General features: G+C 46.8%; 16 protein-coding genes. 3 read left to right on the top strand and 13 right to left on the bottom strand.

The annotated features are described in order from the left end of the window. Window positions 1–49: 49 nt before the first annotated feature. From K0O23_RS09635 to K0O23_RS09615, 5 genes are all read right to left on the bottom strand, one after another. The gene (locus K0O23_RS09635; protein WP_219877212.1) at window positions 50–970 is read right to left on the bottom strand and encodes a glycerophosphodiester phosphodiesterase; all 921 of its coding nucleotides are present in this window, start codon (window positions 968–970) and stop codon (window positions 50–52) included. Window positions 971–1,038: 68 nt separating this feature from the next. Beyond that, window positions 1,039–1,722 (bottom strand): YggS family pyridoxal phosphate-dependent enzyme, encoded by a 684-nt coding sequence (locus K0O23_RS09630; protein ID WP_219877211.1) that lies wholly within the window; start codon window positions 1,720–1,722, stop codon window positions 1,039–1,041. Window positions 1,723–2,010: 288 nt separating this feature from the next. Next, window positions 2,011–3,063, bottom strand: coding sequence for a VWA domain-containing protein (locus tag K0O23_RS09625; RefSeq protein WP_219877210.1), 1,053 nt, complete (start codon window positions 3,061–3,063; stop codon window positions 2,011–2,013). Next, complete coding sequence (locus tag K0O23_RS09620; RefSeq protein ID WP_219877209.1) at window positions 3,047–4,012, bottom strand: hypothetical protein; 966 nt, start codon at window positions 4,010–4,012, stop codon at window positions 3,047–3,049. Before K0O23_RS09620 ends, K0O23_RS09625 begins: the two co-directional genes overlap by 17 nt. Then, entirely contained in the window at window positions 3,951–4,832 is an 882-nt protein-coding gene (locus tag K0O23_RS09615) for a DUF58 domain-containing protein (RefSeq protein WP_219877208.1), read from the bottom strand. Before K0O23_RS09615 ends, K0O23_RS09620 begins: the two co-directional genes overlap by 62 nt. 59 nt (window positions 4,833–4,891) lie before the next feature. Between K0O23_RS09615 and K0O23_RS09610 the strand changes: the two genes are divergently transcribed. After that, window positions 4,892–5,272: a DUF4296 domain-containing protein gene (locus K0O23_RS09610; RefSeq protein WP_317195670.1), complete on the top strand. Its 381-nt coding sequence runs from the start codon at window positions 4,892–4,894 to the stop codon at window positions 5,270–5,272. Window positions 5,273–5,283: 11 nt separating this feature from the next. Here the strand turns inward: K0O23_RS09610 and K0O23_RS09605 are convergent, their stop codons facing one another. Next, on the bottom strand, window positions 5,284–5,640 hold the full coding sequence (locus K0O23_RS09605) for a tRNA-binding protein (protein ID WP_219877207.1): 357 nt from the start codon (window positions 5,638–5,640) through the stop codon (window positions 5,284–5,286). A gap of 285 nt (window positions 5,641–5,925) precedes the next feature. Here K0O23_RS09605 and K0O23_RS09600 point away from each other — a divergent pair, with 285 nt between their 5' ends. Then, window positions 5,926–7,455: an FAD-dependent oxidoreductase gene (locus K0O23_RS09600; RefSeq protein ID WP_219877206.1), complete on the top strand. Its 1,530-nt coding sequence runs from the start codon at window positions 5,926–5,928 to the stop codon at window positions 7,453–7,455. 82 nt (window positions 7,456–7,537) lie between these two features. Here K0O23_RS09600 and K0O23_RS09595 read toward each other — a convergent pair whose 3' ends face one another. The 5 genes from K0O23_RS09595 to egtB all read right to left on the bottom strand — a co-directional run bounded on the left by K0O23_RS09595 (window position 7,538) and on the right by egtB (window position 13,420). Next, on the bottom strand, window positions 7,538–8,125 hold the full coding sequence (locus tag K0O23_RS09595) for a DUF922 domain-containing protein (protein WP_219877205.1): 588 nt from the start codon (window positions 8,123–8,125) through the stop codon (window positions 7,538–7,540). A 69-nt stretch (window positions 8,126–8,194) separates the two neighbouring features. Beyond that, the gene (locus K0O23_RS09590) at window positions 8,195–9,544 is read right to left on the bottom strand and encodes an MATE family efflux transporter (RefSeq protein WP_219877204.1); all 1,350 of its coding nucleotides are present in this window, start codon (window positions 9,542–9,544) and stop codon (window positions 8,195–8,197) included. A gap of 401 nt (window positions 9,545–9,945) precedes the next feature. Next, window positions 9,946–11,103 carry an aminotransferase class I/II-fold pyridoxal phosphate-dependent enzyme gene (locus K0O23_RS09585; protein WP_219877203.1) on the bottom strand — a complete coding sequence of 386 codons (1,158 nt, stop codon included), beginning with the start codon at window positions 11,101–11,103 and terminating at the stop codon, window positions 9,946–9,948. Window positions 11,104–11,139: 36 nt separating this feature from the next. After that, entirely contained in the window at window positions 11,140–12,147 is a 1,008-nt protein-coding gene (gene egtD, locus K0O23_RS09580; RefSeq protein ID WP_219877202.1) for an L-histidine N(alpha)-methyltransferase, read from the bottom strand. 4 nt (window positions 12,148–12,151) lie between these two features. Continuing rightward, window positions 12,152–13,420: an ergothioneine biosynthesis protein EgtB gene (gene egtB, locus K0O23_RS09575; RefSeq protein ID WP_219877201.1), complete on the bottom strand. Its 1,269-nt coding sequence runs from the start codon at window positions 13,418–13,420 to the stop codon at window positions 12,152–12,154. Between the two features lie 238 nt (window positions 13,421–13,658). Here egtB and K0O23_RS09570 point away from each other — a divergent pair, with 238 nt between their 5' ends. Next, the gene (locus K0O23_RS09570) at window positions 13,659–14,744 is read left to right on the top strand and encodes an o-succinylbenzoate synthase (RefSeq protein WP_219877200.1); all 1,086 of its coding nucleotides are present in this window, start codon (window positions 13,659–13,661) and stop codon (window positions 14,742–14,744) included. A 19-nt stretch (window positions 14,745–14,763) separates the two neighbouring features. Here the strand turns inward: K0O23_RS09570 and K0O23_RS09565 are convergent, their stop codons facing one another. Continuing rightward, a complete protein-coding gene (locus tag K0O23_RS09565; RefSeq protein ID WP_219877199.1) occupies window positions 14,764–15,225 on the bottom strand; it encodes a DoxX family protein in 462 nt (153 codons plus the stop codon). A gap of 149 nt (window positions 15,226–15,374) precedes the next feature. Beyond that, the gene (locus K0O23_RS09560) at window positions 15,375–15,821 is read right to left on the bottom strand and encodes an RDD family protein (RefSeq protein WP_219877198.1); all 447 of its coding nucleotides are present in this window, start codon (window positions 15,819–15,821) and stop codon (window positions 15,375–15,377) included. Between the last annotated feature and the right edge of the window lie 50 nt (window positions 15,822–15,871).

Genomic DNA, 15,871 nt, shown 5'->3' with positions numbered 1-15,871 from the left:
CTTTTTATTATTTACAGGGTGTTAAGGGCTAAATTCTTAGCAAACTCTTTTACAGATTCTTAAAAAGATCAGGATAATCCGTAATTATACCGTCAACACCCAACTCTTTCAGTTGTTTCATCTCTTTCAAATCATTTACCGTCCAGGGTATGACTTTCATGTTCAGGTTGTGCGCTTTTTGTAGCAGGTCAGGAGTTACCAGTTTGTAGTAGGGGCTGTAAACATTAGGCAAAAACCCCAGCTTTTCCAGGTTCTTTTCCAGGCTGTGCAGATTTTCGACAAGCAGTGATGTTTTAATCTCCGGGTACTTTTGTTTTAGTACCTGTAGCGTACGCACGTCAAAGGATTGTATGATAACATAAGGAGCTATCTTTTTCTCAAGTATAACCGCCATCAACCTCTCTACAAATTCATGTGGGGCAGGGTGGTATTTACCGTCGCCGGATGGTTTGGATTTGGTTTCGATGTTGTAGAACACCTGTGGCAGGTTATGATCGGCAATGTAGGCCTGTACAGTGTCGATCACCTCTGCCAGGAGTGGCTTATGCGCCTGCTGTAACTGCTGCTTTGGGAAGTTTTTGTAGAATTTAGACCCTACATCATAGCGCTTTATTTCACTGTAGTCCAGCTGGTAGAGCACATGCTTTTTAGCCTCGCTGGCTGGTATCTTTTTGCCATCGGGCAATAGCTCGTGCTTGCGATTAAAGTATGGGTCGTGGGAGAGGAGCACCCTGCCGTCTTTACTGATGTGGGCATCCATCTCCAGGGTTGTTACACCCAGTTCCATAGCCTTTATCATAGCAGGAATGGTGTTTTCAGGCATCAGTCCACGCGCGCCTCTGTGGCCTTCCATGTCAAAAGCGGGCATCTGTACAGTTGTAATAGCAGGGGAGGGCATAGATACAGTTTTTATAGATTTACAGGCATAGCATACAAATAAAAGCGTGAGGAAAAGTATAGTTTTAAGCATCAGTTTATACTTGCGATCCGCTCAATAATAGATATACTACGCTATAAATTTTAACTACGTCTTTAGATTTAGCGGTTGTAGGTCCTGCTGCCAAAAATTCCGCTGCCAACCCGAATCATGGTGCTGCCCTCTTCCACGGCTAGTTTCCAGTCAGAGGTCATACCCATCGATATTTCCTTAAAATCATTGTTAGCGAAGAAGAACTTCTCCTTTAACTGTGTAAAGCAACTGTGCAGGTACCGGAACTCTCCTCTAAGTTTTTCCTGATCATCGGTGTTCGTGGCGATGCCCATCACACCGGTTATCTGGGTAAACTTCATCATGCGGTACTCTTCTGATTGCAGCAGGGCGTCTGCTTCATCCATTGTCATGCCATACTTTGTTTCCTCATCGGCAATAGAGATTTGTAACATGCATTTTATAGGCAAAGTGCGGTTAAATAACTCAGCGCGCTTGTTTATTTCAACCAGCAGTTTCAGGCTGTCAACAGATTGTATGGTATCGATGAACTGGGCAATATACTTAACCTTGTTTGTTTGCAGGTGTCCGATCAGGTGCCAGGCTATATCATGTGGCAACAGATCACGCTTATCAACCAGTTCCTGCACTTTATTCTCGCCAAACAAGCGATGGCCGGCATCATAGGCTTCTTTTATAATTTCGGCGGGATGTGTTTTGCTTACGGCCACCAGGCGGCAGGGGGTGTTTCGTAATTGTTCGTCAAAGTATAAAATGTTGTCTTTGATGCTCATAGTTTAATTTTGAATTAGTGAATGAGTGTATGAGTGAATAATTGTTTATCCGTGTTCGTTATCGTTTACAGTAAGTTTCAGGTTATATATAAACGCAGCAAACTGAATTATGTATTTAGCTTTGTAGCCAGCAAGACGCAAAAGAAAGGTTTCTTGCTTCGTCGCTATCAAGACACAAAGTATTGCGTCTCTACATCCACGACGATCAACCAATAACCAATAACGAATCAAACGCTCTTCAACTTTCCAACTCCCAAACTCTCTAACTCTTTACCTCTCTACCTTAACTCAGTCTTCCAGCACATTGGTGATGAATGTGTTCTTTAAAAGCATCCAGCACATAAGCAGGAGTAGGGCCCATTTGAGGTATACCTGGTAATAATCACGGGTATCTCTGAAGCGCCTTTCTGTTACCTCGGTTTTTTCGAGGCGGTTAATGTTACGGAAAATTGCCTGCAATGCGTCTTTAGAATCGGCCCTGAAAAATGTGCCTTCGCCTATCTGTGCTATTCGTCGCAGGCTGGTCTCATCCAGTTTGGTCTCTACTGTTACTGTCTGGCTATTTTCGTCTACATCGTAGGCCACCATACCGTCTTTGCCTATACCGATGGTGTATAGTTTTACGCCGTAAGCAAATGCAATCTGCGCTGCCAGTTCCGGGTCCAGGCTGCCTGCAGTGTTTTCACCGTCACTAACCAGAATCACTACTTTACTTTTGGCTTCAGAGTCTCGCATACGGTTCAGGGCTACGGCCAGTGCGCTGCCAATGGCGGTTCCGTCGTTGGGTATCATTTTAAACCCGATATCATTTATACTTTCGCGCAGCAGGTCATAGTCTGTAGTAAGCGGGGCAAGCGAGTAGGCGTCTCCGGCAAATACTACGATACCGATTCTGTCCTGCACGCGGCCATCTATAAAATCAAGGGCGACCTCTTTAGCGGCTGTCAGGCGATTTGGCTTAATGTCAGTCAGCTCCATCGATCCGGATACGTCCAGGGCCAGTACAATATCTATACCGGCTGCGGTTTGCTCTATCTGTTCATTAACACGTTGTGGCCGGGCCAGTGCTACCAGCACCAACATGATAAAAAGCATAAACAGGATAGTGGGTATATGCCGGAGCAGGCTGGTCCACTGCCACTTTACCTTGTCTGAAAAGAGCGCCATGTCCAGCTTGTTCTTCGCGTTTAACGAAAAAAGCCATTTTAACAGGAAAAGCAATAACACAACCGGCAGCGCATAAAGCACAAACGGATACACCCAGTCAAAAGAGCGCAGGGTGCTATAGCTGAACCATTCCAGGCTTAGCCAATCCCAGAAATCATCAGGCAGTCTTTGCATTTCGGATCATTTCTCGTTGTGTTTTGTACCGGCTCTTGGCAAAGCGGCGCAGCATGCTCAGTGCTTGTTTCGTTTCGGTATCTGCTTCGGCGGCGGCGTTGCCATAAATAGCCTTGTCGCAGGTCCGCAGGGCTGTATTTACATCCTCGTCGTCGTGGTAATATTCCACAATCTCTTTAGTAGTAAATGAGTTGATGGCGCTGCGTTCCAGCTTGGTAAGGTAGTTTTTCCAGAGCGACACAGCTTTTTCCATACTTTGCGAGGAGCCCGACTTAACAAACCTGTCGAGGTGTGAGTTGTAGCGCGAAGCAAAATATAAATGATCTTTCCGGAGGCGGTAAAGCTTATACTTCCGGATAATGGCCTGCCCGAAGATAAACCATACAAGACTGACAAATACCAGGCCCGCCACAATATAGACCAGCAGCAAAGGCCAGTTAAACCGTTGCTCCACGGCAGCCAGCTTTGTATTGTCTTTTATAAGTAAAGGTTCCTGTAACTCAGTAACCAATTGCTGTACAATTACGGCATCGGCGTCTGCGAATACGCGCATGGTGTCTGACTCGTGCAAAATGTAAACGGGCATCGAGAGCTGCTGTATAGGTAAGGTCTCGAAGGTACGCAAGGTATAAACAGCGCTATCGGTGCTGATGCCGGCTGTGGTAGATGTTGGGAAGTATGTTTTGGCAACAAACTCAAAAGGGGTAAAGTTAAAGTTTGAGTCGGGTAGTATAACTTCTTGTGTGGCCGCGTGTTGATGCACTAAGGTGTATTGCAGTAATTGTCCCAGCTTTGCCGTGTCCTGGGCAAAACTACCTACCGGTTTTTTTATTTGCTGCCCCAAAACCGGAATTTGCAGTAAGAAGAAAAGTATTATAAAGGTAAGGTTACGCACTTCGCTTTGTTGTTTTGTTTCGTAGCCTGAACAGGTTAACCAGTTGCGGCACATAATCTTCGTTTGTTTGGATGGCCAGGTAATTGGCCTGGTATTTCTGGCAAATACGCACCACTTTGTCCTGGTTTTCCAGATACTGGTTCATGTAACGCTTGCGGAATTCGTCGCCGGATGTGTTCAGCCAGATGGTCTTTCCGGTTTCCTTGTTCAGTACCGGTACAATACCCATGGGTGGTACTTTTTGCTCCCTTATATCCTGCAACTGTATCACGATCAGGTCGTGACGCCTTGCCAGCATGGCCAGTTCCTTTTCGTAGTTTACATCAATAAAGTCGGAGATAAGCAGTATAATACTGCGGCGCTTTATAATATCGAGGGTAAGCCTTATTCCGGCAGCCAGGTTTGTTTTAGATGACCGGGGTTTTAGCTCACTAAGTGCTTTAATAATACTGTAAGCCTGCTGTATGCCTTTAGCGGGTTTAATGTATTTCTCTTTCTGGTCTGAGATGCAGATAATGCCGATCTGGCTCTGCTGCTGTGCCGCCGATAGAGCTAATACGCCACATATCTCTTTGCCCACGTCAATTTTCTGCTGCTTTCCGGTGCCTATACTTTGCGAGGCGCTTACATCCAGCATCAGGAAAACAGATTGCTCTTTCTCTTCACGGTAGGTTTTTACAAATATGCCGTGCCCTTTGGCCGATACGTTCCAGTCGATAGAGCGCACATCATCGCCGTACTGGTAAGAGCGTACATCGTCGAACTCCAGCCCTGATCCTTTGAAAACAGAATGGAAGTCGCCCTGCATTTGCGTGGTAATGGCCTTGCGAATGCGTATCTCATACTTGCGTAGCTTTTGAACAAGCTCTTTCATCTAACGATTACCCTGGCCTTAGATTTTAAAATTATGATATATTCTCGTAAATTTAAGCTGTGAAAACACTTTTCTACATACTTTTTTGCTTCAGCCTGTTTGCTTGTGGCCAAAAACAAACAAAAGTACCGGATAACCTGCTATCCCGCGATAAAATGGTTCAAGTGCTGGCAGATATTCATATTGCTGAGTCACAGGTAGAATCCAAGGTAATTTACCCGGATACGGCCCTGATGTCTTTTAACTTCAGGGAGAAAGAGATCTTTGAAGAGCACGGCGTAACAGAGCAGGAGTTCCGTAGTACTTACCAGTACTACCTGGATAACCTGAAGCAGATGGACGAACTCTACGAGATTATTGTAGATACCCTAAGTCTCCGCGAAACCAAAATGAGAGCATCCGGCAACGAGTTGAAAAAGCTTGATGATTTTGTAGAGTAAGTTTTATTCCACTACATCAGTTTACTTCCGTTCGGAACCCTGCCAGCTGGCTGGGCAAGTATAATATCCCCGTTCTCATCGGCAAAGCCGGTTACCAGTACTTCCGACATATACCTGCCTATCTGCTTTTTGCCAAGATTTGTGACGCAGAGCACCTGCATGCCTGGCAGTTCCTCTTTGGTATAATGCCTGGTAATCTGCGCACTGGACTTCTTTATACCTAACGGCCCCAAGTCTACAGTAAGTTTGAATGCAGGCTTTCTTGCCTCCGGAAAATCCTCGGCTGCTAATATAGTCCCTACTCTTATATCGGTTTGCTCAAAGTGTTGCCATGTTATGGTTTCCATGGCCTCAGATGGTGCATGCATATTATAGTTTAGTTTAGGTATGCTTGGCAACTGCAGCTAAATTATTTGATAATTGCAGCCTACCGGTAACCAAGTATAAAACTACAACCACTAAGATCAAAATAAAAGCTTGACAAAATGGGCTGCCGGAAGGTATAACACTTTCAGTCATGCTGCTCTGCTGCAATAAGTATCCCGAATGACCGGATAATGCATGTTCAGAAACTTAAGGGAAAGCACGCCGTAATGCAATGCAACAGGCAACTACTTACTTACAGAGGCCTGTCTTGTTCTAAACTTTATACTATGGAAAACCAATCTGGAGCTAGCGTACCTTTCTGGGTAAAGGGTGTGTCGTATACAGACACCCAAAAATTAAAGGATAATGTAACTTGTGATGTGTGTGTAGTTGGAGGCGGAATAGCAGGTCTCACTACTGCTTACCTTTTGGCTAAAGAGGGCAAGCGCGTTGTGCTGCTCGAAGCCAAAACCATTGGCGGCGGCGAAACAGGCCGTACCACTGCACATCTTTCCAACGCCCTGGACGACGGTTTTCCTAATCTTATAAATCTTTTTGGAAAAGATGGGGCCCGCCTGGCCTGTGTAAGCCATGGCCGCGCGATTGATAAGATAGAGGAGATTGCTAAGGAAGAAAGTATAGACTGTGATTTTAAAAAGATAAATGGTTACCTGTTTGCCAATAACCGGGATCAGGAAGAAGAATTAATGAAGGAACTGGAGGCCGTGCAGCAGATTGGCTGGCGCGATGTGGTGATGCGCAAGGAGTGCCCTGTTGCATCGCTTACTGCTTTGCCGTGCCTTCAGTTTCCAAATCAAGGGCGCTTTCATGTGATGAAGTACATTGCTGGTTTGCTGAAAGCGTTTATCGACAAAGGCGGACAGGTTTATACCGATACAAAAGCCGTTGATTTTAAATCGGGAACTGTAGCAGTTGTAACAGCGGAAAGTGGACACACTGTAGCATCAAACCACCTGGTTGTAGCTACCAATACGCCGGTAAACGACTGGGTTACCATGCACACCAAGCAGGCGCCGTATCGTACGTACGCCATTGGTCTGGCTGTGCCGAAGGGGGAGGTTCCGGATGCCCTGTTCTGGGACATGGATGATCCTTACCATTACATCAGGCTACAGCCGGCAGAAGACAGAGGCGCATCCACAGATTTGCTGATTATAGGTGGCGAAGACCATAAAACTGGTCAGGATGCACACCCGGACAAACGATTTTATGCCCTGGAGCGTTGGGCAAGGCTTAAATTCCCGATGGCGCAGGAAGTAGAGTATAGATGGTCAGGGCAGGTGTACGAACCTGTAGACAGACTAGCATTTATCGGCCGCAATCCGGGAGATGCCAATAACGTTTACATTGCCACCGGCGACTCAGGCCACGGCATGACCCATGGCACCATTGCCGGTATGCTGCTCACAGACCTGATCATGGGACGCAAAAATGAGTGGGAAAAGATATACGACCCTGCCAGGATAAGCCTAAAATCTGCAGGCGAGTTCTTAAAGGAGAACCTGAATGTGGCGGCCCAGATGAAAGACTATGTTACCCCAGGCGAGGTAGACGATCCGTCTCAGGTGATGCCAGGCACCGGAAGGCTGATGCGCAAAGGCACTACCAAGGTGGCAGTTTATTGCGATGCCGATGGCGTTAGACACGAATGCTCGGCCGTTTGTACACATCTGGGCTGCATCGTGAACTGGAATAATGTAGAGAAGTCATGGGATTGCCCATGTCACGGCTCACGCTTCGACCCATACGGGAGAGTTATTACCGGGCCTGCATCTAAAAATCTGGACAAGGCATAGACTAGCTATCAACAAGTATAAGATACAGTAAACAAGAGAGCCGGCTATACTTTACAATAGCCGGCTCTCTTGTTCTTACACCTTATCTGTAAGCCTGCAGTTCGTTCAGGCGTTGATTGATATTCTCTGCCCAGGCAGCTTCTTCCTGCTTATTTAATCCGTGGCTGCACGATTTATCGAAAAGGTCCTGCTCGGCTTTCCAATCTTTAAAAGCAGTGCTAACGGTTGTGCTCAGGTTTCCTTTTAAGTTGCTGCAGCTACTGCCCAGCTCTTTTAGCTTTTTGCGTAGCTGCCGTGCGTGCACTTCTGTCAGGTCAAAATGCAATTGCTCATGCTTTAAAAGCGAGGCAGATTTTTTGTTCTTAGACCATGACTCCTCTGGCAGGAAAACGCATTTTACATCATAAGAAAACGCATTGCTGGTGCATTTAGCATCAACGGCTAGGTTGGCGGCAGTTAATGCATGGTGCGGGTTCCCGGTTTCAGGAGCGCCTTTAAAATCATCCCAGGTAAGCCTGCGCGAGTCTGACCAGGTTAATTTTTCTACAGTTTTTGCTTCTGCTGTTTTAGCAGGCGAATTATTTGCAAGTGGCGCAGTTGCACGGGCTGTGGCCAGGGCAGGCGAAATAATGCCCGCCCATAGCGACAAGAGTAAGGAGGCAATAAGCATGTTAACTTCGGCTAAAAAGTTTAATCAGTTATAAAAGCGCAACGCAGCCTTTAAACTTTTAGTGCCATGTTATAATGCAATTTTTCGATACTGATTGCTAAGTGCCTTAAAACGAACGAATAAGAGTATGGCAGCCACCGATAAACCGACAAGTAAGCCCATCCAGACGCCGTTAACCCCGAAGCCTAATTTAAAGCAAAGCAGGTAACCCACAGGCAAACCAATAACCCAATAAGCCAGCAGCGAGATTAGGCTGGGAATGCGTACATCCTCCAAGCCGCGCAAGGCACCTAAACCCACAACCTGCACGCCATCCGATATCTGGAACAGCGCCGCAATAATAAGTAGGGTAGAGGCTAACTCGATTACTTCCACATCGTCGATGTACAGCATCGGAATCAGTTGGTTACCGGCTATCATGAGCAGTCCGCTTGCCAGCATAAAGAGCGCACCCATGGCAAAGCTGCTGAGACCGGCTACGCGCATCCCTCTGAAGTTGCCAAGTCCTTTCTGGTTACCCACGCGAATGGTAGCCGCTGCGGCAATGCCGCTTGCCATCATGTAGGTTACAGAGGCCACGTTTATGGCTATCTGGTGTGCTGCCAGCTGCTTGGCCCCCAGCCAGCCGATCATGATGGCAGAGAAGCTGAAGGCACCCATTTCAAAGATCATCTGGCCCGAAATTGGCAAGCCCAGCTTAAAAATGCGGTATACATGCAAAAACGAGAAATGCCGCAGGCGTAAAAAGTGACGGAATATCTCAAAACGCTTCGCAAAAAGTATGTAACCTGCCATCATCAGCGCCATTACTACCCTCGATATAAGCGTAGCCCAGCCGGCACCTACCAGCCCCATTGGTTCAATACCCAGCTTACCGTAGATCAGGATATAGTTAAGTACGATGTTTAGCGTGTTAGCCACTAACGTAATGTACATAGCCTGCTTCGTGAGCGAAAGTCCTTCTGCAAACTGCCTAAACGCCTGGAAAATCATAAGCGGCACCATAGACAGGAAGAGGATATTGATGTATGGAATGGCAAGCCTTACTACTTCTTCCGGTTGATCTAAATAGGTAATGTAAGGCGATAAAAAGTAGCCGGCGATAAATAAGAGTATGCCTAGCAAAACATTGGACACCAGTCCGTTTAGCAGCAAAAGCGAAATACGGGTATAGTTTTTCCGGCCATCGGCAGCGGCTATCAGCGGCGTTATACTATAGGAAACTCCAAGCCCAAACACCAGTGTGATCATAAAGATACTGTTGCCCAGCGATGCAGCTGCAAGTGGCAAAGTACCGATCTGGCCAACCATTAAGCTGTCGAATACGCTCACCATGATATGCCCTAACTGGCTAAGCACCACCGGGAAAGCCAGGGTGAAGTTTTTGGAGAAGTGCTCTTTGTATTCTGCGGTATTCATGGCAATAGCTTAAGAAGCTGCAAAATTAGCGCTTTTATTCCGGATACGGACCAGGATTTTTAGGACTAGGGGATGTGTGGAGGGCGCAAAACTGTACTTGTACGTTATATTCGTCTGTTTTCTCCGAAGCGCTATCCAACCACCCCTGGCCCCTCCTTGTCTAAGGCGGGGAGTTTTACTTACTGTTTCATCTGCCATCACAGTAGTAGCAGTTTTCTCTATTTTGTCATCCTGTTGAGGATCTTGGTAGAAGGGAGGTTAGGCTTTAGCAACAGAGTTTATACTTTTGCTAAAGTAATATCAGATTCCTCGCCTTAGACAAGGAGGGGCCAGGGGTGGTTGGATATAGCGCTGCGGATATCAATAAAATGACAGTTAGTAAAGTATAATATACTCTTAGGTTATGCTTTCTTAAACTCTGCCAGTGCCTTTTGCAACCTCTTGAGGGCCTCCTGTAGCTTTTCTGGTTCTACAGCAAATGAAAGTCGTGCATAGCCGGGGGCTCCGAAATTTTCGCCGGGGGCAATGGCCAGGTTATAGTTTTGCTGCAAGTGGTTTGCGAGATCGGTGCTGGTTGCCAATGTGTTACCCTGTAGTGTTTTCCTGTTCAGGTAGGCGCTGAGATCAGGGAAAAAGTAATAGGCGCCGTCTGGTAGGTAATAGTTTACCCCAGGTATGGCATCGAGGGTATCGGCCATTAGCTGTCGGTTTTGGGCAAGTATAGTTTGCATAAGTTCCAGTGCTTCGTCACGCTGTTGCATGGTAGCCTCTGCTGCCTCTTGTACAAATACACTTATACCCGACATGGTGCTGCCCTGGAAATTTATGCATTTTTTGATAAGTTCTTCCGGGCCAAGTATATACCCGATGCGCCAACCGGACATGGCAAACGACTTGGAGAAACCATTTACTAAGATGATGTTTTCTTTTTCTGCCCCCACGCAGGAAAGGAGAGAAGTAAAAGGCTGGCCGTAAGTAATATGGTCGTAAATCTCATCAGAAATAATGTATAGGTTCGGATACTGGTTTGTAACCTGTAGCAGCGCCTCCAGTTCCTCTTTTGTGTAGATCTTACCAGTAGGGTTGCCAGGGTTTGTCAGTAAAAGTATACGGCTGTTTTCGTTAAGCGACTGGCGCAGCATTTCCGGCGTTAGCTGGTAGGCGTTCTCCGGTTTTGTTTGCAGGGGTACCAGCGTGCCGCAGCTATACTTCATCAGTTCATGAAACCCGAACCAAGAAGGCATGGGGATGACAACCTCATCGCCCTGGCGCAGCAGCACCGAGAACAAGTTAAACAGCGCCTGCTTACTACCTGGTGTAATCAAAACCTGTTCCGGCTGTACATCCTGTCCCTGCTGTTTATACTTGTCGCATATAGCTTGCCGTAAGGCTGGCGTGCCTTCTGTTGGGCCGTAAAACGTTTCTCCGGCTCGCAGGGCATTAACGGCGGCTTCGGTAGCCATAATAGGGCTGGCAAAATAACTGGCACCAGAGGCAAGCGTAATTGGCTCCATGTAGGGCATCGGTAAGTATAAACAGGTTTGATCTTCTACCTGCAAGTATACAAGTATAAACTTTAAAGTGTATCCGGCAATCTATGAAACTGTGAACAGCACATCGGCAAATCTTTTTTCACTGTCGTAGTATACAGTTTCTACAGCAAAGCCGCAGAGTTTGCCCAGTTCTTCTATCTGTTCTAAAGAGTACTTGTGTGAGTTTTCGGTATGGAGTGCTTCCCAGGCTTCAAAATGATAGGTCTTGTCCAATGCCCGGATATATACATCCTGCTCTTGTAAGCTGATAAGGAAGCTGCGCATGACGCCCTCCAGTGGGTTATACATGGCGTAGTGGCGGAATTGCTCCACCTTGAACTCACCTCCCAGTTCCCGGTTTATGCGGTGCAGCAGGTTCAGGTTAAACGCAGCTGTGACCCCTGCAGTATCGTCGTATGCTTGCAGTATAACATCCGGATTTTTGCGTAGATCAATACCCATCAACAACCTGTCGCCGGGGCTGAGGTAACTGCGTATGCTTCTCAGAAATTCTATACTATCCTTTTTCTCGAAGTTGCCGATGTTAGAACCAAGGAAAAGCACTACCTTACGCTCCGATTTATTTTGCTGCAGCCATTCCAGGGCTTTAAAATACTCACCCACAACGGCCTGCACATCTACATCAGGCAATTCGCTGCGAAGGCTTTGCGTCAGTTGCTGCATGGCGTCTCCGGAGATATCTACCGGCACATAATCGAAGTCTGCCTGCTGCTGTGCCAGTTCGCCTAACAGGATCTTTGTTTTTAATGCATCTCCGGCACCCAGATCTATCAAGTGAAAAAAACCCTCACCGGCAAACCGTGTGCTGATAGCTTCTTTGTTGGAGGTAAAAACTTCGTGCTCTGCTCTTGTCAGGTAGTATTCGGGCAAACTCATTATCTGCTGAAAGAGCTGGCTGCCTTTGCCATCGTAAAAGTAGCGGGAGGGCAGGTCTTTCTGTTTAAGGCTAAGGCCTTTATCCACATCTTTGGCAAATGCGGCGGTATCGTTTGTGCCGTCTTTTTTGCGGCTCAGGTCTATCATGTGTGCCAGGGTAGCGTCTTGTTCCATTATTTTATTTTGATGCAAGCCGGATACCGTTGTATTGCCAGCGCTTGTCAGGGTGAAAAAAGTTACGATATGTAGTACGGATGTGGCTTTCAGGGGTAGCACAGGAGCCACCGCGCAACACCATCTGGTTAAGCATAAACTTGCCGTTATACTCGCCAATGGCCCCAGGGGCTTTGGTAAAGCCAGGGTAAGGATGGTAGGCGCTGTAGGTCCACTCCCAGGCATCGCCGTACAGTTGCTGCATGCCTTCTTTGGTAGCATCAGCTGCAGTAGGCTCTAAAATGTTGTTCTCTACAAAGTTACCGGTAGCAGGCGGGTATACTTGTGAGGCTGCTTCCCACTCAAACTCGGTAAGCAAGCGTTTTCCGGCCCAGTTGGCATAGGCATAGGCTTCGTAAAAACTGATGTGCGTAACAGGCTCATTCATATCTACTTTCTGCAGGCCGTGCATGGTAAAACGATGCCATTCACCTTCCTGCTCCAGCCAGTAAAGCGGTGCCTGCAGGTTGTCTTTTCTTACCATGGCCAAACCTTCGTCGAGCCAGTGCCTGAAATCCTGGTAACCGCCATCCTGGATAAATTCCAGGTACTCCCCGTTGGTCACCAGTCGGTTCATTACGGCAAAGTCCTCCAGCAGTACCTCGTGCACGCCCAATTCATTGTCGAAGCAAAAGTCGTTGCCCTGGTAACCAATGGTATAAACACCGTCGGGCACTTCCAGGTAATTAGCCTTAGCAGCTTTAACCGGTTGTTTAGATGATTGTGAAGAATAGGTTGGCAGCATCGGGTTGGTGCTCAGAATATACTTGATGTCGGTTATGAGCAGTTCCTGGTGCTGTTGCTCGTGTTGCAAACCAAGTTGCAGTACCGGCATCAACGCTGCCAATTTATCATCGCTTATACTTTGCAGCAACTTTTGCATGTGCTCGTCTATGTGCTGCCGGAAAGTATAAATATCGCGTAGCGGCGGACGGGTAAGCGTGCCCCGCTGGTCGCGTTGCACTCTGCTACCCACGCTGTTATAGTAGGAGTTAAATAAGTAGCCATACTGTGGATGAAACTCTTTGTAGCCAGGCAGGTGCGGCTTCAGCAGAAAAGTCTCGAAAAACCAGCTGGTATGGGCCATGTGCCACTTAGGCGGACTCACATCTACAATGGGCTGCACAACAGTGTCTTCCGGTTCCAGAGGCTGGCAAATGTGCTCGGTTTGGGTTCGTATCTGCTTATATTGCTGCAGTACCTGTTGCGGGGCGGCGGCTATGGCTATACTCATGGATACTCTGTTTTCGGTTGCCAATATTGTGTATGAAGTATAACAAATTGTTTGGCAGAGGGTTATTTAAATTTAAATCTGGCGGCAAATCATACATCGCATGTAAACGGTACAACTGTGTTTTATACTTCTCAAACTTATGCCTGCCTGATGCACGTATGCTTATACTTTGTACTCCATCTACGTCATAATTAGTGTTATTGGTTTATCTTGCCATACAATTGAGTTCCCGTAAACTATGAGCCTGAAACTTGCCTATACTTCCCACACCTTGCAGTTTAAGTTTGATGCACGAACCTCTCGTGGTGCTATCAGAGAGCATAAAGTAAACTATATCAGCATCTTTGATACTTCGCAGCCAGAGGTGGTTGGCATAGGAGAGTGCGCACCACTGGCAGGTTTAAGTATAGACCACAGGCCAGACCTGGAAGAGAAAATAAAGAAGGTAGCAGCCCTTGTGAATGCACAGAAAGTAAGTTTAGAGGCCGGCAAACCCTTACCGGATGAACTTGATTTATCTGTTTGGCCTGCTTTATACTTTGCCTTGGAAACTGCGATGCTTGATCTTAAAAACGGAGGCAAGCGCCTTATCTACAACAATGGTTTTAGCAGGGGCGAGGCAGGTATTCCGATCAATGGGCTTATCTGGATGGGAGATGGTGATTTTATGCGGGACCAGATCGCTAACAAACTGAAAGAAGGATACACTTGCCTAAAGCTTAAAATTGGCGGACTGGACTTTGGACAGGAACTGGAGATTCTGCAAAGTATACGGGAACGCACCCCAGCCGATTGCCTGACCATTCGTGTTGACGCCAACGGTGCTTTTACGGCTGAGGATGCTTTTAAAAAGCTGGAACGCCTGGCAAAATATGACATCCACTCTATTGAACAGCCCATAAAGCAGGGGCAACCCGAAGAGATGGCTCAACTGTGCGCTTACACGCCTGTTCCAATTGCTTTAGACGAAGAACTGATCGGGGTGCAGGAAATGAGTGAAAAGGAAGAGCTTCTGGACCAGATAAAACCCCAGTACATCATTCTTAAACCTACCCTGGTTGGCGGTTTAGCTGCAAGTGCCGGGTGGATAAAACTGGCAGAGGCTCGAAGTATAGACTGGTGGATGACCTCGGCTCTGGAGTCGAATATCGGATTAAATGCCATCAGCCAGTTTACAGCACAGCACGACATTACCTTGCCTCAGGGTTTGGGTACAGGGCAGCTATACCACAACAACATAGCATCGCCGTTGCACATAAAAAATGGAGAACTTTGGTATGCGTCAGATGCAGTTTGGGGAGAAATGTCCGGCCTAAAGGCTTAGCAGAAGCCGTTTTTATACTTTAGAAAGCTCTCAGGTTTGCGTGCATGGCTTTGTCTACGCTGAGTGAACCTGCGCCGCCTACTACCAATGCCCATGCCATGCCGATTACCAGCAGATGAAATTCGAAGCCTTCACCGGCCTGGTTGCCAGACCAGTTCATAAAGAAACCATAAGGCAGGTGCACAAAAAGTATAATACCGATAAACAGGCAAAGTATACAAAAAGCCCAGATGCGTGTCCAGAGACCGACAATAAGGCAGATACCACCTACAAACTCGATAATGATAACCAGCCAGGCCAGAAAACCTGGAAGTCCAGACACCTGTTCGAAGGCGCCCATAAATCCGGCCGGACCATGGCCGCCAAACCAACCCAGCAGTTTCTGAGCTCCGTGGGGCCAGATAACCAGCCCCAACATTACCCGGATAATTGTGAGGCTCCAGGTATCGGGGGTGGTAAGTAGTTTGTGCTTGAATTTCATAGCTTATCTACATGGTTAGTGCACATAAGCTATTACGCAATTTGTATGTGGTTGATTATGTGAAGTATAAATGATATGGCCGCTAAAACAAAACAGGGAGCCGGATAACATCCAGACTCCCTGTTTTCAACTCGGCTAAAAGTTGAAAGTTACTTTTTTACCACTCTTGTTCTGGAAATAGTATCGTGCCAGCCCGGGCCTGAACCCAGAAACGAAAAAACTTCGAAAGGTATAAAGCGGCAAAGTGTTCTTTTTAAGGCGTCTAATGGCGTTATCTTTTCCCCATCTTCTGTAACTACTATAGAACCCGTGATCATTTTGCCAACTGTTTGCCCGAAAATGCTTTCGAAACCCCAGTAATAGGTAAACATGATCAAGAGGCCTAAAACCATATCGTTAATTCCTGCTAATATAGATTCCATACCTGCGAGCCCAAGGGCAATTCCTATTACAATGGCAAAGGCATAAAAAGCAATGGTATCGATGATGTGGTGCAGAAAGCGCTTGTTTTTGCTTACATCGTAAAGAGGCACTGCTTCATCGTCAAAAAGAAAGGGGTCGTTTGTTTCAAACTGTTTGGTGTCGAGGTGTTCCATTCGGCTAAAAATGTTGTGTAAAGATGTTTATGTATTTAGGATATAGAATA

Origin of the sequence: Pontibacter aydingkolensis (assembly GCF_019443125.1) — a bacterium.
In the GTDB taxonomy this organism is placed as follows: Bacteria; Bacteroidota; Bacteroidia; order Cytophagales; family Hymenobacteraceae; genus Pontibacter; species Pontibacter aydingkolensis.
This window is presented reverse-complemented; position numbering and strand designations above follow the sequence as displayed.